The organism is Rhodanobacter sp. FW106-HT46G03 (assembly GCF_058789895.1).
The window spans coordinates 371,578-395,354 of the sequence record NZ_JBYTCC010000001.1 but is presented as its reverse complement, the minus strand read 5'-3'; the positions used below and the strand labels follow the sequence as shown (position 1 = coordinate 395,354).

Here is a 23,777-nt window from a genome sequence, read left to right as displayed (position 1 = left end):
CGATTGACCCCCGTCAGCTTTCCCCCCAGGTGGCACACGAGGCAGATTGTCGCGGCCCCAAACGCATACCGAGCCAGATCACCGTCGCGGATCGGCAGACCCGCGAGAACCGAACCGCCGCGACTGGCCGCGCGCAGTGGTGGCGGGCAACCCCTTCAGCCCTGCAATCGGTGCCATGGCAGACCGGCTTCCGGTTTTCCGTCGTTGGCGGATCCTGCGCCGCCCAAAGTACGAACGGGATGGCGCGCCACCTTTCAGCCATGACGGATACCCCCGCCCTTCATTCGGCACCGAGGTTGCCTGCCAGGGCCTCAAGCGCAACCTGCTGCTCGGCCATCGCCTGCTCGACGCCAAGCTGGCCGAGGCGCTGGTCATCCTGCCGCAGCTGAAGTGCGAGGTCCTGCGCCGCAGACAGGTCGCCGGGCGATGCGGACTTGGCCAGTGCTTCGGAAACACGCGTCTGGACCGCCACGCTTCGGGTCAGCTCGGCTTGCTGCGTTTGCAGGAGCACACGGTCCTTCACCAGTCGCGCGATGTCGGACTGTGCCTGGACGAGCCGGAGCGTGTATTCGTCGTGCAATGCCTGGCGCGTGGCCTTCGCCACCGCCACGTTGCCGCGGTTGCGGTTGAAGATCGGCAGGGTCAGCGAGACCTGGAAATTTCGCGAGCTGATGGCGTCGGTATCGCGGCCGCGGGAAAACCCGATGTCGATTGCGGGGAACTGCCGCCAGATCGCGCGACGATAGCGAGCGTCCGCGCTCGCGTAGCCGGCCTGCAACGCCACGAGGTCGGGACGGCGTTGCGCAAGCGTGGCGAGGTTGCGGGTGATCTCCGTCTCGCTGGGCGCTGCCACTGCAGTCGATTCCCGCAACGGCAACTTCGCTTTCGGGGACAGGCCAAGCATGGCGCTGAGGGCCTGCTGGCTCGCCAGCAGCTGCCGCGCCATGTCGTCCCGCCGCGACTGCACCGCCTGCAGCGCGGATTGATCGAGGGCGAGATCCGCCAGCGACACGTCACCGCGCTGCTGGACCTGCGCCAGTTGCGCATGCAGGTGCTCGCGTGCCCGGACCTCGTCGCGCAGCACGGCCAGCATCCTGGCCTGGTAGACGCAGCGCACGAACAGCTGCCGGGAGGCGGTGATCACCTGCCACTCCTGCCAAAGCAGATTCAGGTCCACCTGCCGCTCGGACGCATGGGCGGCGCGCACATCCAAGGCATGCGTGAGCAAGGCCGTGAGGTCATAGGACAGGCCCACACTGTAGGCCGTGCTACCGGCACTGCTGCCGGTGGGATAGCCGCGCGAAAGATCCAGCACCGGATCGGGCAGCAGCCCGGCGGCAAAGGCCTGCGCGTGGCCGATGCCACGCTGATCCCGGGCCACCCGCAGCATGGGGTTGCTGGCGACGGCCAGCATCGCCACGTCGGTCATGTCCAAGCTGTGGGACGGATCGAACACATGCTTGCGCAGCACCGGGACCGGCATCGACGCCGCATCCACTTTCAAGTCCGCGACGTGGTCCGGCAGGCGGGCATCCTGCGCCAGCGGCAGCGGCTGGTAGGTCGCGCAACCGGCCAACGCCGCGCACAGAGCGCACCCCAGGAGCCGCATCACGGCCGCGTACCCCAGCGCAGATAGAGCGCGGGCAACAGGTTGGTGGACAGCACCGCGCTCCACAGCACGCCCCCCAGCACCACGATCGCCAGGCCCTGTTCCGGTGCGGCGCCGGTGCCCAGGCCCAGCGCCGTCGGCAGCATGCCGAGCACCGCGGTGAGCACGGTCAGCACGATCGGGCGCAGACGCTCGTGGGTGGCGTGGCGCACGGCGTCCTCGCGCGGCATACCCTGCCGTTCGTAGGCGCGCACGTAGGCCAGCAGCACGATGCCGTGGTTGAGGCTGACGCCGACCAGGGTCAGCAGGCCGATCAGGCCCGTGGCGTTGAGTCCCACGCTGGAAATGGCCAGCGCCAGCGCCGCGCCAGTGAACGCGAGCGGCGCCTGCAGCAGCAGGATCAGCGGCAGGCGCCAGCCGCCAAACTGCAGGGCCAGGATGCCCAGGGTGAGCAGCAGGGCCAGCAGCACGGCCACTCCCAGCGCTTCGACCGTGTGGATCAGCTCCGGATACATGCCGCCGAAGGCCACGCGGTATCCGGCCGGCCATGACACCGACGACAGCGCAGCCTTCGCGGCGGCGATGGTGCTGCCCAAGGGGCCGGTCGGCGTGGCCATGATGCTGAGCGCGCGTTCGCCGTCGAGGTGTTCCAGCTGGTTGGGCTGTGCCTGGAGCGTCAACTGCGCCACGCGCGCCAACGGCATCCAGCCCTTGGGGCTGAAAATCGGTTCGCGCCCGAGCGCGGCAAGGTCGAGATGCGGAGCGTCGGCCTGGCGCATGAACAGCTCGCGCTGGCTGGCGCCATACGGCAGGGTCGCCAGCACACGGCCGTGCAGCAGCAGGCCGAGCTGGTCGCCGAGGTCGGCCGGGGTCAGCCCGGCGCCGCGCAGCGCGTCCATCCGCGGCGCGATCTGGAGCTGGGTCACCGGGTAGCCGTCGTTGTTGAACACGTCGGTCAGCGCCGGCACCGTGCGCAGCCGGGCGGCGACGGTTTCCGACAGGCTGCGCAGGGTGTCGATCCGGTCGCCGTAGAGCAGCACCTCGAATGGTTGCGGCAGGCCCGACAGGCTTTCGCCCACGCGCTCGATGGTGGGCGTGTCGATGCTCTGCACCACGCCCGGCTGTTCGACGACGGCGCGCAGGTGGCGGGCGATCCGGTCGAGACTGTTGGCGTCGAAGCCCGGCTTGAGCACGATCTGCATTTCGCCGGCGAAACTGTGTTCGGTGTACGCCGACTCCTCCGGCGAGCCGTTGCGCACGAACACGTGCGCCACGGCCGGGTCCGCCTGCAAGGCTTTGCTCATGCGCCGCGACGCGGCAATGGCGTCGTCCAGCGCGGTGCCCGGCGCGAAGGTGAAGCCGTCGAGCAGCACGCCCTCGTTGGGCAGCGGCAGGAAATTCACCGGCACGACGGCGAGTGCCGCCACCGCCACCACGAAGGCGACGGCCGCGGCGGCGAGGCTGGCGCCGGGGCGGCGCAAGGTCACGTCCAGCAGCTTGTCGTTGCCGCGCGCGAGCGCCTCCATGAAGCGGTGGCCGCTGCGGAACACGTGTCCCGCGCGCGTGCCGTGATGGCCCAGCACCGCCGGAATCAAGGTGAGCGACACCAGCAGCGAGGCGAGCAGCGCGAGGCTCATCGCCACCGCGAACGGGCGCATGAACAGCCCCGCCAGCCCCGCGACCGCCAGCAACGGCAGGTAGGCCGCCACGGTGGTGAGCGTGCCGGTGACGTCGGCCACCACAATATCGGCGACGCCGGCCTGCACGCCGGCCCAGCCGTCGCTGCCGTGTTCCCAGCGATGCTGGATGGCTTCGAGCACGATGATGCCGTCGTCCGCCAGCAGGCCGACCGCCAGCGTCAACGCGCCCAGCGTCAGCAGGTTGAGGCTCTGCCCGAACGCGTACAGGCCACCGATCGCGAGCAGCAGGCTGGCGGGGATGCTCAGGGCGAGCACCCCCACGCCGTGCCGGCGGCCGAGGATCCAGACCAGCACCAGGATCGCCAGCACGCCGCCGATCAGGAGATCGCGCAGCAGGTCATGGCCGATCAGCGCCACCAGGTACGACTGGCGATAGATCGGCACCCAGGCGACGCCGTGCGGCAACTGGCCCTGCAATACCGCCAGGGTGTGCATCACCGCGCGGTCGACCGGAATCGTCGACGCCGTCGCCTGCTTGAACACGATCAGGCCGAGCGCGGGGTGGCCGTCGACCTGCACCCCGTAGTGGACGGCGGGTGGACCGTTGACCACCTGCGCGAGGGCGCCGAGCGGCACCGCGCCGCCGGGTGCCGGCACCGGGATGCGCAGCACGTCGCCGACCTCGACCGGCAGGTGCCGCACTTCCAGCAGCACGTCCTGATGCCCGAGCGTGGTGCGGCCGGCCGGCGCGAGCACGGTCGCGTGGCCGACCGCGGCAGCCAGGGCGTCCACGCCGACATGGTGCTGGATCAACGCCGCGGGATCGGGCTGGATCCAGATCGTGGGCGGCCCCGCGCCGAACAGTTCCACGCGCTGCACGCCAGGCACCGCGCGCAGCGCCGGCAAAACGTGGGTACGTATCGCGTCTTCGGCCTGCCACAGCGGCACGTCGGCTGGCACGCGTACCCCGGCGTCCAGCACCTCGTTCATCGCGTTGCCCATGATCTCGGCATGCAGCGCAACCTGCGGCGGCAGGCTGGAACGTGCGCGGTCGATCGCGCTGTAGACCGCCTGCAGGTCCAGCTGCGGATCGCTGCCTTCGGCAAAGCGCACGGTGAATTGCGCGCTGCCCTGGGCAATGGTGGTGCGCAGGTTGGCGACGCCCTGCAGCCCGAGCAGTTGCCCTTCGATCGGGCGGGCGACCAGCGATTCCATCTCCAGCGTGGCGTAGCCCGGCGCATGCACCACCACGCCAACCTGCGGAAAATCAAACCGCGGCAGCACCTCGGCCGGAATCCGCCAGAGCGCATAGGCGCTGTAGGCGAGCAGCAGGCCAAAGACCATCGCCCACGGCAGCGGCCGACGCAGCAGGGCGAGCCATTTCATCAGTCTGGCGGCGTGTATTGGGCGGCGAAATCGCGGTGGTAGAGCAGGTACGCGTCGCGCACCACCACCGGCACTCCGGGCTGCAATCCCGCGGTGACCACGACGTCGCTGCCCTGCGCCGGGCCGGGCGTGACGGCCCGGGCCGCCAGCTTGCCGCCGACGGCGGTGAGCACGTACCACTTGCCGGCATCGAGGATGATCGCCTGCGCGGGCACGGCCACCGCGGGCTCGGCGCGGCCGCGCCAGCTCACCTCGCCGGTTTCCCCGGCTTGCCATGCCGCCGGGTCGACCGGCGCGAAATCCAGCACGCGTGCGCCATTCCCGGCGCGGGCGGGCAGCTCGGCCACCAGCCTGACCGGAACCGATGCCCCGTCATCCGATGGCGTGAAGCGGCCGACCGATCCGGCCGGCGGCGGGGTGCCGAACCACTCGGCGCGCAGCCACGACCGGCCGCGCGGCACCAGCGTCAGCACCGGCGCGCCGGCCTGCACGTCGGTACCGGACGCGACGGCGATGCTGGCGACGGTCGCGCCGGTGGGGCTGCTCAACGCCGCCTGCGCCTGCAGTGTCGCCAGGTTCGCCCGCGCGGCGACCGCGTGGCCTTGCGCGGTGTCCAGCGCCGTACGCGCCGCCTCCAGTGCCTGGCGGTTGGTGGTCAGCGGATAGGTGCGCTGCGCCGAAGCCATGCTGCGCGTGGCCGCCGCCAGGACTTGCTGCGCGGCCTGCGCCTGCGCCCGCGCCGTGGCGAGTTCGCCGTCGAGCTGTGGTCCGCCCAGAACGGCCAGCACCTGCCCCGCGGCCACCGTTTGCCCGGGGACCACCGGCAGGCGGACGACACGTGCCGCCGTCGCGGCGTGCAGCACCAGGGGCGCGGTGGCTTCCACGCGCGCCCAGGCGCGGGCCTGCGGCTGGTAGTTCAGTGCCCGCGCAGGCAGGGTCACCGGTGTGGCCATCATCGGCGTGGCAAGCGCCATCAACAAACCCGCGCGCCACCAGAACATGCCTCTGCGCTCCTGTCGTGCCATCAACAGGAGGCAAGCGTAAGGAGACCCGCCCGGCAAACCGCGATCAAACGGATGACAAAATTGTCATGGCGGACGGCTCGGCAGTGGGTCGGCCAGTCGGTGCTGGCCCAATCCTTTCGGACGCCTCGGTAGGGGATCATTCCCGCCAACGGGGATCAACGACATGAATCGATCCGTTCGCCGCAGCTTTGATGCGGCCTTCAAGCTGCAAGTGGTGCGGATGATTCGAGGCCAAGGCATGCCGTGACCAAGGTCTGCCGCGACATGAACCTGGTGGACAGCGCCGTCCGCCGCTGGCGGGGGCAGTACGCGGCCGAACAGGCCGGCGGGCTGTATTGGCAAGCCGCTGGCGGCAGGTCACCGTGATGTGCTCGCCGGGGCGTTCGCGCAACTGGCCGAGTGGCGGCAGCGACGGGCAATGCCGCGCGCGTCGAAAAGATGCACGTTCGGCTCGATGGTGACGCCGATGGTCACGCGACGAATCCTGGCTGGAAGGATTTCCCACGCTACGGCTGCGGCCCGGTGGCGGCGCTGATCCAGTCGCGGGGCATGGCCGCACCAACTCCCTGCGAAGTTCTGCCATGCAGTGCGGCGCCTTGCACGTCGTCGCGACTGCACGCCAGACACCAGAGGCAAGAGGGTGTCGCCACAATGTGACGCAGTTCACATAATTTGGCATGGACGATGCTTCCCGTGCCCCATGGAAAGGGCGTTCGTGCTCCAGGGGACGTTCGTGTTGGTCTGTCGCCTCGGGTCTCGCGCGCTTGCTTGCGTCGAGAGACCCGGTCGTTGCCGCGTGCCTGCCATCGCCGAGGCCGCACCAACGCCGCTGGCGCGCGCCCTGCCTTTTGCGAAAAGCACCGAACCGTCGGAGCGGGTCGGGGCCAGCCGCGTGCTGGTCGCGATGCGGCGGGGCGGTGGTGGCGTTGCCAGCCAGCCGCCGTTGCCGCGATGGGCTGTGGGCGTGCCGGGCGGGGCCCGGATACGTGCCGCACAGCCATGCAAGGAGGATGTGTGATGGACGTTTCCGTCAATGGGCCAATGCTGCTGGTCGTGGCGTATTGGGTCGCAGTACTGACCTTGGCGCTCGGGTTTGGCGTGCTGGCAATCATCGTGATCCTGCGGGTGCACGCGCAGGGTCGTGACCGGCGCGACGAGCGTGCGCGGCAGCACTGGCTGCAGGTGATGCGGGAGGTGTTGGCCGGCCAGGAAGTGCAAACCCGACGACTGGACCGCGGCGAGGCAAGCGGCTTCATCGAGGCGTGGAACGCCACGCACGACACGCTGACCGAGGATGAGTCGAAGCGGCTGCAGCCGCTGGGCCGCAGCGTGGGGCTGGTGGATGCGGCGCGTGGCATGTTGCGCGGCAATTACCACGATTGCGCGATGGCCATCATCGCGATGGGGCATCAACGCGACCACGGCGTGTTCGACGACCTGGCCCCCTTCCTTAACGACCGCAGCCCGATCGTGTCGCTGTGCGCGGCGCAGGCGCTGGGCCAGGTCGATCCGCCGCGGGCCATGGCCATGTTCGTGCCGATGATCCTCGAGCGCGAGGACTGGATGCCGGGCAATGTGGCCGGCATCCTGGCCAGGAATACGGATGGCAGCGCAGCGCTGGAGCTCGACAATTCGCTGCTGCGCGCCAGCACCAGCTCGATGGTGAAGCTGGTGCGCTTCCTCGCCGACATCGATCCCGGACGGGCGGCAGCGGTGATACGGCAATTGCTCGTCAGCCCCATCGACGACCATGCCGTCTCGGTCTGCCTGCAGCTGGTGAGCGACAAGCAAGATGCCCCGCTGGTGGCCGACTTCCTCGAATCTCCCCGCTGGCACGTGCGCATGCATGCGGCGGCGGCGCTGGGCCGCATCGGCGATGCCGCCGACAGCCAGCGGCTGGAGCCGCTGCTGAAGGACAAGGTGTGGTGGGTGCGCTACCGCACGGCGCAGGCGCTGTTGGTCCTGCCGGGGATGGGTGAGGAGGCGATGCGCTGCTTGCAGTTGCGGCAAAGCGACGCCTTCGGTCGGGACATCATCGATCAGGTGCTCTGCGAGCATGCCATGGGAGTCGCGGCATGAACGCTGCTGCACACGCGGTCGTGGCCGGCCTGTTGCCTGCCGCCTGGGTGCAGGTGCTGGCGTCGATGCAATGGGTCTTCATGATCTATTTCGTCGCGATCAACCTGGGCTACCTGATCCTCAACTACATCTCCGCCATCCAGATCGTGCGGTACATGCGCGAGTACCGCGCCAGCTATCTTCCACCCGGCCTGCGTGAGTACCAGCCGCCGGTAAGCATCGTGCTGCCGGCGCACAACGAGGAAAAAACGGTGGTGGCCTCGGTGCGCTCCCTGCTCCGGACCAGGTACCCCGAGTTCGAGATCGTCGTGGTGAACGACGGCTCGACCGACGGTACGCGGGAGGCGCTGATCGAGGCCTTCGGCCTGGTGAAGGTGCCGGAGGCCTATCGCGCACGCTTGCAGACCAAATCGGTCGAGGCGGTCTACGCCTCGGCGCGCTGTCCGCGGGTGCGGATGGTGGACAAGGTTCAGGGCGGCAAGTCCGACGCGATCAACGCCGGCGTCAACTGCGTGCGCTATCCGCTGTTCTGCGTGGTGGATGCCGACTGCATACTGCAGCCGGACAGCATTTCGCGCGTGGTTCGGCCCTTTCTGGAGGATCGGCGCGTGGTGGCCAGCGGCGGTGTGCTGCGCGTGCTGAACGGCTGCAAGGTGGAAACCGGCATGCTGACCAAGGTGGGGCTGCCGAACCGCTGGTTGCCGAGTTACCAGGTCGTCGAGTACCTGCGTGCCTTCCTGTTCGGGCGCATGGGCTGGTCGCCGATGAACGCGTTGCTCATCATTTCCGGCGCCTTTGGCGTGTTCTACAAGGAGCGCGTGATCGCCATTGGCGGCTACCGCGACGACACGGTGGGCGAGGACATGGATCTGGTGATCCGGCTGCACCGCCAGATGCGCGAGGAGAAGCGCGAATCCCGCATCGTGTTCGTGCCCGATCCGGTGTGCTGGACCGAGGTGCCGACGGACCTCCGATCGCTCCGCCACCAGCGCGTGCGCTGGCAGCGCGGGCTGGCCGAGAGCCTGTGGTCGAACCTCGGGTTGATGTTCAACCGGCGCGGCGGCGTGGCGGGGTGGGTGGCCTTCCCGTTCATGCTGGTCTTCGAGTTCTTCGGCCCGATCATCGAAGTAGTCGGCTACTTCGCGATGATCGTACTGGCACTCACCGGCCTGGTGCCGTTGTACAGCTTCCTGATCTTCCTCGCCGCGGCGATTGGCCTGGGCATCCTGCTCTCGGTCAACGCGATGGTGCTGGAGGAACTGTCCTTCGGCCTGTATGCCAGGCCGGTACAGCAATTGCGCATGTTCCTGGTGGCGGTGCTGGAGAACTTCGGCTATCGGCAGCTGAATTCCTGCTGGCGCTTCTACGGCACGCTGCTGTGGCTGTTCGGGCTGCGCAAGCGCCCCCGCTGGGGTCGCATCAAGCGCGACGGTTCCTGGCACCAGGGCCGCGCGGCAGGTGGGGCCGTGCTCCCGGAAGAAGCGGCCGAGAGGAGCAGCCACGCATGAAACACGGAAATCCACAGATGGTCATGCATGGACGTCCATTCCGCCGGATCGGTGGCCGTTGGCCATTGCTGCTGGCGCTGGCGACGGCTGCGCCTGGTCTGCTGGCACAGACCGCGGTGTCCGCATCGCTGACGGAGCAGATGGCGCAGATCCGCCAGCTTGCGACCAGCGGACAGAAGGCCCTGGCCATCCAGCGCTATACGGCCTTGCTGGCCGCGCATCCGGGGAACGGGGATCTGCTGCTGGCGCGCGGCCGCACCTATGCCTGGGACGGCCAATACACCAAGGCCGAAAGCGACCTGCGCACGGTGGTGCAACACAGCCCCGATTATGCTGACGCCTGGTCGGCGCTGGGCGACATGTACCGCTGGAGCGGCCGCCCGCAACAGGCGCTTGATGCGTATGCGCATTGGGTCGCGCTGGCGCCGCACGATCCGGCGGCGTTGATCGCGCGCGGGCGGGCCGAGCGCGACATGGGCCAGCCGGCCGCCGCCCGCGCCGATTTCGACGCCGCCGCCGCGCAGGGGGCGAACGCCGCCGAAATTGCCGAGCTGCAGCACAGCCTGTTGCCCAGCAGGGTCGACAACAGCGGCGGCTACCACTGGAAGGCTTCGCTGGGCTGGGATCACACCGGGTTCACCGGGGGGCAGCAAGGTTGGAACGACCTCGACTTGTCATTGCGGCGCTACTTCAGCCGGGGCTCGCTTGCCGTCGAGCTGCTGCGTTCCAATCACTTCGGCACCAACGACCATGCCGTGGCACTCGACGGCTACGTGGACTTGTGGCCGCGCGCCTACGCCAACCTGCGCTACCAGCAAGGGCCGAGCTCCAGCGTCCTGCCGCAGCAGGAATGGCGCGCGGAGGTGTTCCAGGGCGTGGGCCGCGGCTGGGAGCTGTCGGCCAGCGTCGACCACCTGCGCTTCTCCGGCAACACGCAGTTCTATGGCATCGGCATTGGCCGTTACTGGGGCGACTGGTATGCACGCTACAAGCTGCAATACGTGCCGGGTGTCGGCTCCGGGAGCTGGAGCAACCGTTTCCTGTTGCGCAACTACTACCGCGGCGATGCCTTCGACTATCTGGAACTCAGCCTCAGCAGCGGGCGCAGCACCGACCAGAACCGCTTCGGCACGCGGGTGATGAACAACAGCGCTGCGATCGGCGTGGCCTGGAGCCACTACCTGTCGCCGCGATGGGGTTTCAAGCTCGGTGCCGGCTATGGCAAGGGCGGCGACAGGAACGGAGTCAATGAGCAAATCGTCTCGCTGACGCTGTATTCGTTGTGGTGAGGGCCTCGTCGAGGGCCGCTGCGCACGGCGGCAATGCGTGGTCGCGCTTCTGCGCTGCATTTCCGGCCCTGCTTGTTGCGCAGCTCGTGCTGGTGGCGGGTGCGGTGGCCAACGGCGTCGCCGACACGGTGCTCATCGGCGGGCAGAAATGGGCCGTCGCCGGTTTCGCGCTCGCCCAGGCGCTGCTGGTGCTGCTGCGTGCGACGCCCATCCTGCTGCTGTTCTCGCTGCCGGTGCTGGCCATCGGCAGGGCGCGACCACGGATGATCGCCCTGGCGGTGACATGGTCGCTGTTCATCGTCGCGCAGGCTGTGCTCGACCAGTATTTTCAGGTGGCGCATGTGCCGCTGGGGGCGGATCTGTTTGGTTACAGCCTCGCGGAAATCCGCACCACGCTGTCCGGTGCGACGCCGTTCCACCCGCGCAGCCTGGTCGCCTTTGCCTTGCCGCTGCTGCTGCTTTGGGGCGGCCCGCATGTTTGCGCGCGGCGCTGGCCCAGCGGTTCGATGCGCTGGACCAGCCTGCTGCTGATCGCCGGCCTGCTGGCATGGCTGCCCGCGTTGCCGACGGGTGCGCAGGCGCTGAAGAACGATGCGGCGCGTGATCTGGCCAGCAACAAGCTCGCCTGGTTCTGCGGCGACGTCTGGCGCTGGTCGAGGAGCCACGCGGCGACGGCCCACTCGGCGGCCAGCGCAACAGGCGCCGCCGCTGGCGAAGCGCCACTCGATCCGCGGTTTCCGTTCCTGCACCCGGAGCAGACGCCGGACACGCTGGGGCCGTACTTCTCCCACACGCCCGATGGCCGCCCGCCGAATCTGGTGATGATCGTGGTCGAGGGGCTGGGCCGCTCGTTCTCCGGCCCGCACGCCTCGCTGGGAAGCTTCACGCCCTTCCTCGACGAGTTGTCGGCGCGCAGCCTGTACTTCGACAACTTCCTCGCCAATCAGGGGCGCACCTTCGGCGTGTTGCCCAGCCTGTTCAACTCGGCGCCGTTCGCCGGGGAGGGCTTCACCTCGCTGGGCGTCCGCATGCCGCCGGGGCCGGGCCTGTTCAATGTGCTGGAACGGCAGGGTTACCACAGCGCCTTCTACAACGGCACCGACACCCGCTTCGACGACGAACGCGCCTTCATGCAGTTGCAGGGTGTGCGGCATCTGGTGGACAAGCAGAGCTTCGGCCCCGGCTATCAGCTCGATCCCTACAGCGCCTGGGGCTACCCGGACAAGGAGCTGGTGTCGCGCGTGCTGGCCGACAGCGGGCAGTTGCGGCCGCCCTTCGTGCTGGCGATGCAGACCATCTCCATGCACACGGACTACCGCTTCCCGGGCCAGGACGCCTACCGTGCGCGCTTCGAGCAGCGCCTGCGCGCGCTGCACGTTCCCGCCGACCAGCTCGCTGCCTACCGCGCCAACGCCGACATCTACAGCGCCATCCTCTACACCGACGACCAGTTGCGCCGGTATTTCGAGACGGTGGCGAAGGAGCCGTGGTACGCCGACACCATTTTCGTCATCACGGGCGATCATCGCTTGCCGGAAATCCCGATGGGCGAGCACATCGACCGCTACCACGTGCCGCTCATCATCTATTCGCCGCTGCTCAAGCGGGCCAGTCGCATCCGCGCAGTGTCCTCGCAGCTCGACGTCACGCCCTCGCTGATCGCCCTGCTCGCCCACACCTACGGCCTGGAACGGCCGGCGCAAACGCCGTGGCTGGGCACCGGGCTGGACATGAACACGAACTTCCGCAACATCCACCAGTTGCCGCTCAAGCAGACCAAGACCAGCGCGCCGGATTACCTCGCAGGCCGCTGGTGGCTGCACAACGGACAATTGTTCGAATTGCAGGACGGCATGCATCTCACGTCTGCCGACGATGCCACGGCGCTGGCTTGGGTCACGCATCGCCTGCAACGCTACGAACAGGCCAATGCGATCTTCATGCAAAGCCTCGCGCTGGCGCCCGACGGCGGCGTATCCAGGCCGGTGCCTTATCGCGAGTCCACCCAGGCAGTGGTCGAGGCGCCGGCAATGCGTGGTCTGTCGACGGACATGGCCGAGGCGACCGTATCCGCCGCCGGCGTGCAGTTGACGGCGACCTTCGCCAACGGCGATGCGCAGACCAGTCGCACCTTCGTGCCGCTGGCCGTGCTGACCGCCGAGGATGGCCGCGAGTTGCGGGAAGTCTCCGGCAGCGCCTTGCAGTTGGTTGCCAACGGGCTCCAGCAGGTGCACTTGAGCATGCCGCTGCCGGACGCCTGCAGCAGCCGCTGCTACGCCTCGGTGCTTCCGTCCGATCCGCGTACCGGGAAGGCCGTCGGCGTGGGCCGCTATCACCTGCCGGTGGATGTCGGCGCCGGCGCCAGGAGCGCGCGATGAACCGCTGCGTCCGTTGGTGCGTGTTGCTCCTGCTGGGTGCGCTGCCGATGGCGGCGATGGCACAGGCCAGCCGTGCCGTCTGGATCTGGGAGGCCGACTCCTACGCCATGGTCGGCAGCCCGGCGGTGGCGCGCGAGGCGGCGATCTACCTGCAATCGCAGCACATCGACACCGTATACCTGTATGCCGATGCCTATCGGGGCCACGACCTGCTCATCGAACATCCAGAGCGGTATCGCGCCTTCATCGGGCATCTGCACCGGCAGCACATGAAGGTGTATGCGCTGCTGGGCTCGGCCTACCTGCATACCGAGAACTACGTGCTGCCGGCCTACCGCGCGCAGGCCGAGGCAATGTTCCGTCGCGTGGTGCAGTACAACGGTGCCGCGCCGGCACCGGCGCGCTTCGACGGCGTCAACCTGGACATCGAGCCGCACATCCTCGACGCATGGAACGACGACACCCGCGTGCGACTGCTCACCGACTTCCTCGACATGGGCGACGCGCTGATGAAGATCAAGCGCGCATGCCACGCCACCCTGGCGGTGGGCCCCGCCATCCCGTTCTGGCTGGACGGTATCGAGCTGGACTGGAACGGCACGAGGCGCCCGGCGAGCGAACACGTCATCGGCCTGTTCGACTACGTCGCCCTGATGGATTACCGGCACAAGGCCGAAGGCAGTGACAGCATCCTCTCGCATGCCGCCAGCGAGATCGCCTACGCCGATCGCGTCGGCAAGAAGGTGGTGATCGGCCTGCAGGTATCGCCGGACGACCCGGAGAAGGTCACCTTCGACCAGGTCGGGCCCAAGGTGTTCGAGCAGGCGCTGGATACCGTGGAGCGGGCCTTGCGCAACGATCCGTCCTTCGCCGGTTTCGTCATCCACCACTACCGGACATACCGGACCTGGATCGCACGTAACCAGGCGCAGTGATGCGCACGCCGCGGCTTGCCCATGAGGCGGAAATGCAGGCAACACCTGGATGCCTGGGGAAGGTCGCACGCGTGCCGGACGGTTGGCGCTGTCCTGCCATGGCGCGTGGGCGCGGTCAGCCGGTTGTTTGCATCGAGTCGTGACGTCCCGGGTCGTGAGCGGGTCCGAGGGCATGGTGGCGGCCAGCCCGAAGGGTTCGGGCGCAGTAGCCATCGATGCGTAGCCGAGGACTGACCTGCTGGCTGGAGCGACAGGCCATGCTTGTGGATCGACGTCACCCGAATCCGCCCGAGGGCCGTCGCGCCGCAAGCTGTACCACGGGGCGGGACACACTCCTCTGCTGGCGTCCTCCGGGCATGCCAAACGGCACCCTGCCATTTTGTCATCCGTCGCTGCGAGGCATCTGCGGCGACGAAGGAAACCGGAGCGCAACCGTGGTGCCGATACCCGGCCGGCTTTCCAGGATGACGGTGCCGCCGTGCGCTTCGACGATGGTCTTGACGATGGCCAGCCCGAGGCCCGAGCCCTCGCCGTCGGCGTGCCCGCGCGACCGGTTGGCCTGGTAGAAGCGGTCGAACAGGTGCGGCTGGTCGGCGGGGTCGATGCCGATGCCGTGATCCACCACCTGCACTTCCGCGCCACCGCCTGCCGCCGTGCGCAATTCGATGCGGATGTCGCCGCTCGCCTTCGAATGCTGCACGGCATTGGCCAGCACGTTCGCCAGCGCCTGCCGGAACAGCACCGGGTCGGCGTGCACCCGGGCGGTTCCTTCCAGTTGGATGCTCAGCCCGCGCGACCGGGCGCCGGGGAGCTGCTGCGCGATGACCCAGCGGCAGACCTCTTCGCCGGCGAACCATTCCAGATGCAGGGCGGCCTCGGCGCGTTCGGCACGCGCCAGGAACAGCAGGTTGTCGATCAGGGCACCCAGGCGTCCGCATTCCTCCAGGTTCGATTCCAGCGCCTCGCGGTATTCGCCGCCGCTGCGCTCGCGCAGCAGGCAGACATCCAGCGAGCTGCGCATGTTGCTGAGCGGCGTGCGCAGCTCGTGCGCGAGGTCGGAGGAGAACCGCGACAGACGTCCAAACGCTTCCTCCAGGCGCGCCAGCATCGCGTTGAACACGCTGACCAGTTCCTCCAGTTCGCGCGGCCACGGCGGATCGGTCGGCATGCGCGCCGACAGGTGCTTCGGGGTCACTTCGCGCGCGGCGTTGGTGATGCGCTTGAGCGGCGCCAGCCCGTGCTCGGCCACGAAATACCCGGCCGCCACCAGCAGTGGCGTCAGCAGCGCAAACGCCATCCAGATGGCATGCCGCAGTTCGGCGAGCAGGCTGGCGTCGCGTGTCACGTCCAGGGCGATCTGCACGTGCAGCGGCGCTGACGTATCCGACGAGCGCAACTCCGTCGTCGCCAGCGCATACACATGCCGACCGGATTTCAGCATGCGCACGACCGCGGGCGCGGAGGACGACGAGGGAAAAGCATCCGGTGGCAGCACGGCGTGCATGCCCTGCGTTTCACCCAGAACCCGGCCGGCGCCGGACAGCACCCTGGCCTGGTACTGACGCACGTCACTGGCGTCGGTTTCCTTCGCGATCTCGCGCAGCAAGCTACCCGGCAGGCCGTGACCATCGTCAAGATCGGTCTGCATTTCCGCCGTCTTCGTCTGCAGGAAACGTTGGTGCTCGGTAGCGAACGTGGCCGCCAACTGCCACATGACCATGCCGGCAAGCAGCGCCATCGCGACCAGTACCACCAGGGTGTAGAGCAGCGTGAGGCGCCCGCCGATCGAGGACCGGCGACGGGGGTGCTTACTCGTCATCGGCATCGAGCAGGTAACCCACGCCGCGCACGGTCTGCAGCATGGGCGAGGCATACGGCGCATCGACCTTGGCGCGCAAGCGGCGGATCACGACATCCACGACATTGGTCTGCGTCTCGAAGCACACGCCCCACACACCCTCGGCAATCAGGGTGCGCGACAAGACCCGCCCCCGGTGGCGCGCCAGCAGGAGCAGCAATGCATACTCCTTGGGCGTCAACTGCAACACCTGGCCGGCGCGCTCGACGCGATGCCGGAGCAGATCGAACACGAGATCCCCGACACACAGGGTGCTGTCGCCGGCCACGGCCTCCGCCGGCCGCGCGATGTTGCGCACCCGCGCCACCAGTTCGGCAAAGGCAAACGGTTTCACCAGGTAGTCATTCGCGCCGAGCTCGAAGCCACGCACGCGGTCTTCCACCTGATCGCGCGCCGTGAGGAACAGGATGGGGGTGCGGTTCTTCTCGCCGCGCAAGGTCTTGACCAGGGTCCAGCCGTCGAGGCCCGGCAGCATGATGTCGAGCACGGCCGCATCGAACGCATGGTCGCGCAACAAGCCCAAGGCGACCTGCCCATCTTCCACCGCGTCGACGGTGAAGCCGAGCTCACGCAACCCCTGTGCGACGTAGCGCCGTGTCTTGGCTTCATCCTCGGCAAGCAGAATCCGCATGGCGGTGCATCACTCGTCCGTCTCGATCCAGGCGCAGCGACCGTTGGCAGCGTGCCCGTCGCGCGGCTACCGATGAGCGGCCCGCCACACTTCACGCGCCGCGTCGACATCGGTGCTCATGATACCGACACGAGCGAAGAGGTCGGGGCATATCGATGGCCACGGAACCGTTGCGCCGTCGGCGACATGCCCTCTATCCCGGCACTCCCCGTGCTCTGGTCCATGCCGCCGGCAAACAGCAGCACGGCGCCGGCGAGTGGCAACGATCCGCCGCCTTCATCTTCGCAGGACTCCGCCAGCCTCAAGGCCCGTACGCACTCATCGCCGCCGGGCGCGCCGCAATCCTCGTGCCCCACGTCTTGTTCGGCGCGGCCTGCATGGTGAAACGCAATTCGCCGCCGGCGAGAATGTCGGCGTGACGCAGGTACACGCGATCCAGCGGCTTGCCGTCGAGCGTCACCGCACCGACGTAGGGGTGTGCGGCATCCAGGTGCTCGGCCACGACGGTGAAGGTGTGCCCGTTCGGCAAATGCAGCACCGCCTTGGGCACGAACGGTCGGCCGATCGCGTACTCGTCGCTGGCCGGCGTGACCGGATAAAAGCCCAGCGCGGTGAAGAGGTACCAGGCCGACATCTGGCCGAGGTCGTCGTTGCCGGCCAGGCCGTCGGGGCCGTCGTGGTACTGGCTGTCCATGATCTGCTTCAGGCGCTGCTGGGTCTTCCATGGCGCGCCGGCATAGTCGTACAGGTAGGCGATGTGGTGGCTGGGCTCGTTGCCGTGCGCGTACCAGCCGATCAGGCCGGTGATGTCCTCCACGTTCTTGAAGTGGCCCGGATCGACTTTGGCGTCGAACACCTGGTCGAGCTTGGCGACGAACTTCGCGTCGCCACCCATTGCCGCGATCAGGCCGGAGACGTCCTGCGGCACGTACCACGAGTACTGCCACGCGTTGCCTTCGGTGTAGTCGCTGCCGTAGCCGGCGAAGGTGGGGTCGAACGGGGTGCGGAACTGGCCGTTGCTGAGCTTCGCGCGCATGAAGCCGGTCTTCGGGTCCCACGCGTTGCGCCAGTTCGCGGCGCGCTTGCCGAATTCGCCGGCGATCTTCGTCTTGCCCATCGCCTTGGCCATCTGCGCCAGTGACCAGTCGTCGTAGGCGTATTCCAGCGTCTTCGAAGCGGCTTCGGGCTCCTTGTCGATCGGCACATAGCCAAGCTTCATGTAATCGGCGAGGTCGCCGTAGGGGCCGTAGGTGGCGCTCGCCACCATCGCCTTCAGCGCCGCCTCCGCATCGAAGCCGCGCACGCCCTTGATGTACGCGTCGGCGATCACCGGCACCGCGTGGTAGCCGATCATGCACCACGTCTCCAGACCCTGGTACGCCCACACCGGCAGGATGCCGAACGGGCTGGCCTGCTGCGCGGCAAGCAGCGAGCGGATGAATTGCGTGCTCAGGTCCGGGCGCAGCAGCACCATCAGCGGCTCCTCGGCACGGTACACGTCCCACAGCGACCAGCTCGAATAAAAATCGAAGCCATCCGCCTTGTGCACCTCATGGTCGGGGCCACGGTACTCGCCGTTGACGTCCATGCTCAGGGTGGGCGCGAGCATCGCGTGGTAGAGCGCGGTGTAGAACTGGGTGCGCTGGCTCGGCGTGCCGGACACGTCGATCACCGACAGCGCCTGGTCCCAGGCTGCGGTGGCGGCGGCGTGGCGGGCGTCGAAGTCCCAGCCCTTGCCGTCCTGGTCGAGGTTTGCGATCGCGTTGGCCTCGCTCACCGGCGAGATCGCCACCTTCACCAGCAGCGGCTGCGTGAGCTCGCCGAAATCGAACACGCCTTCCAACGCGCGGCCGTTCTCGGAGTCGTGGTCTTCGGGCTGGTTGCCCGGCCCCTTGAAGCCCCTGTAGACGATGCCGGTCTCGCGGTCGTACAGCGTGCGCGAGACCATCGGCTGGTTGAAACGCAGCGCAAAGCACAGCTCGCGCCCCGGCGCCCAGCCGCGCGTGGTGCGGCAGCCGCTGACGGTACCGTCCTTGCGCACGCGCAGGCGTGCCCACAGCACCTTGCCGGGGTAGTCGTAGATGCTCGGGCGCAGGTCGAGCAGCAGGTGCGCGGGCCGGTTCTTCGGGAAGCTGTAGCGGTGCCAGCCGATCCGCCGCGATGCGGTGAGCTCGGCGCGCACGCCGTAGTCGGCAAGCGTCACCGCGTAGTAACCGGCCTGCACCGCTTCGGTGGCGTGGCTGAAGCGTGAGCGGTAGCCGCTGCCCGGCTTGGCCGGATCGCCCGGGTCGAGCCTCACCTCGCCCGCGATCGGCATCACCAGCACGTCGCCCAGGTCGGAGTGACCCGAGCCGGAGAAGTGGGTGTGCGAGAAGCCCATGATGGTGGGGTCGCCGTACTGGTAGCCGGCAGCCCACTGGTAGGCACGCTTGAAGTCCGGCATCGCGGTGTCAGGCGAGAGCTGGATCATCCCGAACGGCACCGTGGCGCCGGGAAACGTGTGGCCGTCGCCACCAGTGCCGATGCGCGGATCGACCTCGCCTGCGTGCCCGGTCGCCGCCATGGTCGCCACCGGCAGCACGCCCGCCAGGGTGAGCAGAACCGCCAGCCACCGCTTCCTTTTGCCGTTTCGCTGATTCATCGCAAGTGCGCCCCAATGACGATTTAGATCGTTTCAGGTAAAGTCGATGCCCGATGTTATACGGATTCGCGCATGTTGCATCGCAGAAACACGCGAGGCGTGCTTCCGTTACATTTTGATCGTTTTAATTCACACGGTTCCGACCATGAGCACGGACAGCACGCCGCACGCCAACCGCAAGATCACGCTGGCCGACATCGCCGCCGGCTGCAACGTTTCGCGCGCCACCGTATCGCTGGTGTTGCGCGGCAGCCCGCTGGTGAACAAACACACCCGCGCCCGGGTTGAGGAGGAGCTGCACCGGCAAGGCTACGTGTACAACCGTGCCGCCGCCAACCTGCGCCGGCGCACCTCTTCCAGCGTCGCGCTGGTGCTCAACGACCTCGGCAACCCGTTCTTCGCCGAGTTTGCCGCGGGGGTGGACGAGGCGCTGGGCAGCGCGGGCTACGTCACCCTGCTCGGCAGCACCGGCGAGTCCGTGTCCCGCGAACAGGCCGTGCTTGGTTCGCTGCTGGAGCACGGCCCGGCCGGCATCATCCTTTCGCCCGCCGAGGGCAGCGAGGCCGGCCAGGTGCGGCGCAGCATCGGCCTGCGCACGCCGCTGCTGCTGTTCAACCGCGAGTTGGAGGGCGACATCGATCCCGACGCGCCATGGGATCGGCTGATGCTGGACAACCAGCGCGGCGCCCGCCTGGCCACCGAGCACCTGATCTCGCTGGGCCATCGACGCATTGCTTTCTTCGGCGGCCACGCCAGCTCCAGCTCCTGCCAGCAACGCCACGCCGGCTACCTGGAGGCGATGCAGGCGGCGGGGCTGGCGGTGGTGCCATCGTGGCGGATCGAGTCGGCGCCCAACCGGGTGGACGCCGCGGCGCAATGCGGCGCCTTGTTCTTCGAGCAGCCCGCGCCCACCGCGGCGGTTTGCTACAACGACGCCGTTGCGCTGGGACTGATGCTGGGCCTGTATCAACGCGGCATCCGTCCGGGCCGCGATTTTGCGGTGACCGGTTTCGATGACATTGCCGAGGCGGCCTTGAGTGCACCGCCACTCACCACCCTGGCTTCCACGCCACGCGCCCGTGGACGCCAGGCTGCCGAGATGCTGCTGCAGCGTCTGCGCGAGCCGCAGGCGCCGGCGCGGCGTACCGTGGCGCCGGTACAGCTGGTGCTGCGCGCCAGCAGCTGCCCGCCACCTGCCGCCTGAATCCCTCTTTCGACCGGGAAACTGCATGACCCCTCTCAGCCCGTCCACCCCTGCCACCGACGCCGGCGGCAGCGACCGCTACACCAACTACCCCATGGCGCTCGGCGTCATCACCACCGTGTTCTTCATGTGGGGCCTGCTGACCGCGCTCAACGACATCCTGATCCCGCACCTGAAATCGATGTTCCAGCTCGATTACGCGCAGGTGATGCTGGTGCAGTCGACGTTCTTTGGCGCGTATTTCCTGATGTCGCTGCCGGGCGGCAAGCTGGTGGCGGCACTGGGCTACAAGAATGGCGTGGTAGCCGGGCTGGTGATCGCCGGCCTCGGCGCGCTCGGCTTTTTGCCGGCGGCGCAGATGCATTCCTACGGCGCTTTCCTCGGCGCGCTGTTCGTGCTGGCCACCGGCATCACCGTGTTGCAGGTGGCGGCCAATCCCTACGTTTCCCTGCTCGGGCCGGAACGCACCAGCCCCAGCCGGCTCACGCTGGCGCAGGCGCTGAACTCGCTGGGCACGGCGCTGGCACTGTGGTTCGGCGGCAAGCTCATCCTGTCCGCCGTGGTCAAGGCGCCGGACGCCATCGCGGCGTTGCCGCCACCGGAGCAGCTTGCCTACCAGGCGCAGCAGGCACACGCGGTGCAGGGTCCGTATCTCGGCCTCGCCATCGTGCTGTTTCTGCTGGCCGTCTTCGTGGCGCTGTTTCGCCTGCCCGCGCTGCGCGAAGCGACCGACCGGGCCGATGCCGTCCATCACGGCTATCGCGATGTGCTGCGCCATCCACACGTGCTGTTTGGCGTATTCGGCATCTTTTTCTACGTGGGCGCCGAGGTGTCGATCGGCAGCGCCATGGTCAACTACCTGTCGTTGCCGGACATCGGCAATATCAGCGAACAACAAGCGGCCTACTACACCTCGCTGTACTGGGGCGGCGCGATGGTGGGACGTTTCTTTGGCTCGTGGCTGACCGCGCACCTTTCGCCGCGCAAGCTGCTGGCCGCCTTCGCCGCCATCAACATGCTGCTGGTCGCCACCACCATGGCCAGCCACGGCACGCTGGCGATGGTGAGCGTGATCGCGGTAGGTCTGTTCAACTCGATCATGTTCCCCACCATCTTCGCGCTCGGCATCGAGCGCCTCGGACCGATGACCAGCAAGGCGTCGAGCCTGCTGATCATGGCCATCGTCGGCGGCGCAGTGATCCCGTGGCTGTTCGGCAAGCTGGCCGACGGCATCGGCCTGCAGCTCGCCTTTGCGCTGCCGCTGGCGTGCTACGCCTACATCGTGTTCTACGGCCTGTCGGGATCGCGGATCCGCAGCCTTGCGCCAGCGACGCCAAATGCGACCGGGGAGGCTTCGGCCTGACATGCGTTCCATCCTCTGCTTCGGCGAAGCGCTGATCGATTTCCATGCGGAGGGCCGCGACGAGCGCGGCTTCCCGCGCGCCTACGTGCCGTTTGCCGGCGGTGCGCCGGCCAACGTGGCGGTGGCGGTGGCGCGGCTCGGCGGCAGCGCGCGCTTTGCCGGCATGTTGGGTACCGATTTGTTCGGCGACCTGCTGCTGGACAGCCTGCGCCACGCCGGCGTCGAAACCCGCGACGTGGCGCGTACCGGCGAGGCGAATACCGCGCTGGCGTTCGTCACGCTGGATGCGCACGGCGACCGCAGTTTCAGCTTCTACCGCCCGCCGGCGGCCGACCTCCTGTTCCGCCCGCAGCATTTCCGCGCCGATGCGTTTGCCGACACGGCGATATTCCACGTCTGTTCCAACAGCATGACCGAGCCGGCGGCTGCCGAGACCACGCGCGAAGGCATGCGCCGTGCGCGCGTTGCCGGCGCGCTGGTCAGCTTCGATCTCAACCTGCGCCCCGCGCTGTGGCCGCACGCGGCGGACGTGCACGCGCAGGTATGGCCGGCGCTCGCGCTGGCCGATGTGGTGAAACTGAGTTCGGAAGAGCTTGCCTGGCTTGCCGGCGGCGACGAGGCGGGCGCCATCGCGCGCCTGTGGCAGGGCCGCGCACGCCTGCTGGTGGTGACCGACGGCGCACGCGCGCTGCGCTGGTTCCACCCGGATGGCGCCGGCGAACTGCCGGTCTACCGGGTGCGCGCGGTCGACAGCACCGCCGCCGGCGATGCCTTCGTCGGAGCGCTGCTGCTGCAGCTGGCCGGGCAACGGATCGACCCGGCCGGCCTGGATGCCCTGGTGGCAGACCTGCCCCGCCTGCACCGCGTGCTGCACCACGCCGCCGCCGCGGGTGCGCTGGCGGTGACGCGCAAGGGCTCGTTCACCGCCCTGCCCGACAGCGCCGAAGTCCTTGCCTTCCTGGAGGCCCACGCATGAATCCCGTCCTGCCCGCCACACCCGTGCCGGATTTCCGCTCGCCCGCCTTCCTGCGCCGCCACATCGCCGACACCATGGCGTTCTACCACCCGCGCTCGATCGATCCCGCCGGCGGCTTCTTCCAGTACTTCAAGGACGACGGCGCGATCTACGAGCGCAGCCACCGCCACCTGGTGAGCAGCACGCGCTTCGTGTTCAACAACGCGATGGCGGCACTGGAGTTTGCCGACGACGCGCCACTGGCCGCGCAATACCGCGAGGCTGCCCAGCACGGCCTGCGCTACCTGCGCGAAGTGCACCGCAACCCGCACACCGGCGGCTACGCGTGGACGATCCGCGATGGTGCACCCGAAGACACCACTTATCACGCCTACGGCGTCGCCTTCGTGCTGCTGGCCTATGCCTGCGGCCGCCGCCTCGGCGTGACCGAAGCGCCGGCGTGGATGGACGAAACCTGGGCGCTGCTGGAACAGCATTACTGGGACGCGCAGGCCGGGCTGTACCGCGACGAAGCGGACGAGTACTGGCGCTTCAGCGACTACCGCGGCCAGAACGCGAACATGCACATGTGCGAGGCGATGATCGCTGCCTGGCAGGCGAGCGGCGAGTCGCGCTACCTCGACCGCGCACTCACGCTCGCCGACCACATGACGCGCCGCCAGGCCGCGCTCGCCGACGGCCTGGTGTGGGAGCACTACGACGCGCGCTGGCAGATCGACTGGAACTACAACAAGGACAACCCCAAACACCTGTTCCGCCCATGGGGCTTCCAGCCCGGCCACCAGACCGAGTGGGCGAAGCTCCTGATGATCCTCGACCGCGAGCTGCACGCCGCCAGCCGCGCGGTGCCCGACTGGCTGCTGCCCACCGCGCGCCATCTGTTCGACACCGCGGTCAAGCACGCCTGGGACGACGCGCACGGCGGCCTCTGCTACGGCTTCGCGCCCGATGGCCAAGTGTGCGACGACGACAAGTATTTCTGGGTACAGGCCGAATCGCTCACCGCCGCCGCCCTGCTGCACGCACGCACCGGCGATCCCGTGTACGCCGGCTGGCACGACAAGCTGTGGGCCTACGCCTGGCGGCACTTCGTCGACCACGAATACGGCGCCTGGTACCGCATCCTCACCGTCGACAACCGCAAGTACAGCGACGAGAAAAGCCCCGCCGGCAAGGTCGACTACCACACCATGGGCGCGTGCCACGAACTGCTGGCGCTGTACCGTCGCCGCGCCTGACATCCCGCTCCGCTGCA

At 68.3% G+C, this 23,777-nt stretch carries 15 protein-coding genes and 1 pseudogene; 10 read left to right on the top strand and 6 right to left on the bottom strand.

Going from position 1 to position 23,777, the window contains the following annotated elements; genetic code table 11:
* Window positions 1-280: 280 nt before the first annotated feature.
* The 3 genes from AC3WP6_RS01625 to AC3WP6_RS01615 all read right to left on the bottom strand — a co-directional run bounded on the left by AC3WP6_RS01625 (window position 281) and on the right by AC3WP6_RS01615 (window position 5,636).
* Window positions 281-1,504: a TolC family protein gene (locus AC3WP6_RS01625; RefSeq protein ID WP_492626050.1), complete on the bottom strand. Its 1,224-nt coding sequence runs from the start codon at window positions 1,502-1,504 to the stop codon at window positions 281-283.
* A gap of 104 nt (window positions 1,505-1,608) precedes the next feature.
* Complete coding sequence (locus AC3WP6_RS01620; protein WP_492626049.1) at window positions 1,609-4,635, bottom strand: efflux RND transporter permease subunit; 3,027 nt, start codon at window positions 4,633-4,635, stop codon at window positions 1,609-1,611.
* On the bottom strand, window positions 4,635-5,636 hold the full coding sequence (locus tag AC3WP6_RS01615) for an efflux RND transporter periplasmic adaptor subunit (protein ID WP_492626048.1): 1,002 nt from the start codon (window positions 5,634-5,636) through the stop codon (window positions 4,635-4,637). Before AC3WP6_RS01615 ends, AC3WP6_RS01620 begins: the two co-directional genes overlap by 1 nt.
* A 187-nt stretch (window positions 5,637-5,823) precedes the next feature.
* On the opposite strand from AC3WP6_RS01615, the pseudogene AC3WP6_RS01610 reads away from it, so the two are divergent.
* From AC3WP6_RS01610 to AC3WP6_RS01585, 6 genes and pseudogenes are all read left to right on the top strand, one after another.
* Window positions 5,824-5,990 (top strand): annotated as a pseudogene (locus AC3WP6_RS01610) (transposase); the annotation flags it as partial.
* Between the two features lie 768 nt (window positions 5,991-6,758).
* Window positions 6,759-7,739, top strand: a complete 981-nt coding sequence (locus AC3WP6_RS01605) for a HEAT repeat domain-containing protein (RefSeq protein WP_492626047.1) — start codon at window positions 6,759-6,761, stop codon at window positions 7,737-7,739.
* A complete protein-coding gene (locus AC3WP6_RS01600; RefSeq protein ID WP_492626046.1) occupies window positions 7,736-9,247 on the top strand; it encodes a glycosyltransferase family 2 protein in 1,512 nt (503 codons plus the stop codon). The genes AC3WP6_RS01605 and AC3WP6_RS01600 overlap by 4 nt, the downstream gene beginning before the upstream one ends.
* Window positions 9,244-10,536 carry a YaiO family outer membrane beta-barrel protein gene (locus AC3WP6_RS01595; protein ID WP_492626045.1) on the top strand — a complete coding sequence of 431 codons (1,293 nt, stop codon included), beginning with the start codon at window positions 9,244-9,246 and terminating at the stop codon, window positions 10,534-10,536. Before AC3WP6_RS01600 ends, AC3WP6_RS01595 begins: the two co-directional genes overlap by 4 nt.
* Window positions 10,533-12,914 (top strand): LTA synthase family protein, encoded by a 2,382-nt coding sequence (locus AC3WP6_RS01590; RefSeq protein ID WP_492626044.1) that lies wholly within the window; start codon window positions 10,533-10,535, stop codon window positions 12,912-12,914. The genes AC3WP6_RS01595 and AC3WP6_RS01590 overlap by 4 nt, the downstream gene beginning before the upstream one ends.
* On the top strand, window positions 12,911-13,849 hold the full coding sequence (locus tag AC3WP6_RS01585) for a hypothetical protein (RefSeq protein WP_492626043.1): 939 nt from the start codon (window positions 12,911-12,913) through the stop codon (window positions 13,847-13,849). The genes AC3WP6_RS01590 and AC3WP6_RS01585 overlap by 4 nt, the downstream gene beginning before the upstream one ends.
* 382 nt (window positions 13,850-14,231) lie before the next feature.
* Here the strand turns inward: AC3WP6_RS01585 and AC3WP6_RS01580 are convergent, their stop codons facing one another.
* The 3 genes from AC3WP6_RS01580 to AC3WP6_RS01570 form a co-directional block, all read right to left on the bottom strand.
* Window positions 14,232-15,668, bottom strand: a complete 1,437-nt coding sequence (locus tag AC3WP6_RS01580; RefSeq protein WP_492626042.1) for a heavy metal sensor histidine kinase — start codon at window positions 15,666-15,668, stop codon at window positions 14,232-14,234.
* Entirely contained in the window at window positions 15,658-16,338 is a 681-nt protein-coding gene (locus AC3WP6_RS01575) for a response regulator (RefSeq protein WP_492626041.1), read from the bottom strand. Before AC3WP6_RS01575 ends, AC3WP6_RS01580 begins: the two co-directional genes overlap by 11 nt.
* A 301-nt stretch (window positions 16,339-16,639) precedes the next feature.
* On the bottom strand, window positions 16,640-18,979 hold the full coding sequence (locus AC3WP6_RS01570; RefSeq protein WP_492626040.1) for a GH92 family glycosyl hydrolase: 2,340 nt from the start codon (window positions 18,977-18,979) through the stop codon (window positions 16,640-16,642).
* A gap of 145 nt (window positions 18,980-19,124) precedes the next feature.
* On the opposite strand from AC3WP6_RS01570, the gene AC3WP6_RS01565 reads away from it, so the two are divergent.
* The 4 genes from AC3WP6_RS01565 to AC3WP6_RS01550 all read left to right on the top strand — a co-directional run bounded on the left by AC3WP6_RS01565 (window position 19,125) and on the right by AC3WP6_RS01550 (window position 23,760).
* Complete coding sequence (locus tag AC3WP6_RS01565) at window positions 19,125-20,183, top strand: LacI family DNA-binding transcriptional regulator (protein ID WP_492626039.1); 1,059 nt, start codon at window positions 19,125-19,127, stop codon at window positions 20,181-20,183.
* Between the two features lie 94 nt (window positions 20,184-20,277).
* A complete protein-coding gene (locus AC3WP6_RS01560) occupies window positions 20,278-21,546 on the top strand; it encodes a sugar MFS transporter (RefSeq protein ID WP_492628621.1) in 1,269 nt (422 codons plus the stop codon).
* Between the two features lies 1 nt (window position 21,547).
* A complete protein-coding gene (locus AC3WP6_RS01555; RefSeq protein ID WP_492626038.1) occupies window positions 21,548-22,522 on the top strand; it encodes a carbohydrate kinase family protein in 975 nt (324 codons plus the stop codon).
* Window positions 22,519-23,760 carry an AGE family epimerase/isomerase gene (locus AC3WP6_RS01550; RefSeq protein ID WP_492626037.1) on the top strand — a complete coding sequence of 414 codons (1,242 nt, stop codon included), beginning with the start codon at window positions 22,519-22,521 and terminating at the stop codon, window positions 23,758-23,760. Before AC3WP6_RS01555 ends, AC3WP6_RS01550 begins: the two co-directional genes overlap by 4 nt.
* Window positions 23,761-23,777: the final 17 nt, after the last annotated feature.